At 48.0% G+C, this 1314-nt stretch carries 1 protein-coding gene; it reads left to right on the top strand.

Annotated features, from left to right (window positions below):
* A partial coding sequence (gene dbpA, locus R8N47_RS23445; RefSeq protein WP_318185883.1) for an ATP-dependent RNA helicase DbpA occupies positions 1–1314 on the top strand: 1314 nt, incomplete at both ends.

Below are 1314 nucleotides of genomic sequence, written 5' to 3'. Positions count from 1 at the left end.
TGAACCCAGCGCTACTAGAAACGCTGGATTCATTGAACTACACCCATATGACGCCAATTCAAGCGTTAAGCTTACCGGCGATTTTGAATCAGCGTGACGTAATTGGTCAGGGTAAAACGGGCTCGGGTAAAACAGCGGCGTTTGGTCTTGGCGTGCTATCAAATCTAAACGTAAAACGATTTCGCGTGCAGGCTTTGGTGCTGTGTCCGACTCGCGAACTGGCGGATCAAGTTGCTAAAGAAATTCGAACGCTAGGGCGTGGTATCCATAACATTAAAGTACTTACGTTGTGCGGCGGTATGCCGATGGGACCGCAAATTGGTTCGTTAGAGCATGGTGCACATATCCTTGTTGGTACTCCGGGGCGTATCCTGGATCACCTTGAGAAAGGCCGTATTAAATTGGAAGAGTTGAATACATTGGTGCTGGATGAAGCCGATCGTATGCTAGAAATGGGCTTCCAAGATGCTTTAGATGCAATTATTAATGCGGCGCCTAAACAGCGTCAGACATTGCTTTTTAGCGCCACATTCCCAGAGAAGATCGAGAAAATCGCTCAGCGTATTATGAAATCGCCAGAGATGATCAAGGTTGAATCGACTCACGATACTTCCAGCATTGCTCAATACTTCTACAAAGTAGAAGGAACTGAAGCGCGTGATGAGGCGCTAGCCAATCTTCTTTTGACTTACCAACCAGAGTCGGCGGTGGTGTTCTGTAATACGAAGAAAGAAGTGCAAAATGTCGCGGATGAATTACACCATCGCGGCTTTAGCGTGATCGATATTCACGGTGATCTTGAACAGCGTGAACGTGATCAAGCACTGGTGCAATTTGCGAACAAGAGCGTTTCTATTCTTGTGGCAACGGACGTGGCGGCACGAGGTTTGGATGTGGACAATCTTGATGCTGTGTTCAACTTTGAGCTGTCTCGTGACCCAGAAGTGCACGTGCACCGTATTGGCCGTACTGGCCGAGCAGGCAGTAAAGGTTTGGCGTTCAGCTTCTTTGGTGAAAAAGACGGTCTACGTGTTGCTCGTATCGAAGAGTACTTAGAGATGGATGTGGTACCCGCGACCTTGCCAGCGAAATCAAATCAGCAGCCATACCAAGCGAAGATGGTGACCATCAACATTGATGGCGGCAAGAAGCAAAAAGTTCGTCCTGGCGATATTCTTGGTTGTTTGACTGGCAAAAATGGCATCCCAGGTGCGCAAGTGGGCAAGATTCATTTGTTCCCTGTGCGTTCTTACGTTGCTGTAGAAAAGTCTGCCGCGAAGAAAGCGCTGCAAATTATCAGTACGGGGAAGATGA

The sequence above is a fragment of the Vibrio sp. 2132-1 genome (genome assembly GCF_033344315.1).
The sequence above is the reverse complement of the archived record's forward strand: the minus strand, read 5'-3'. Positions and strand labels throughout refer to the sequence as shown.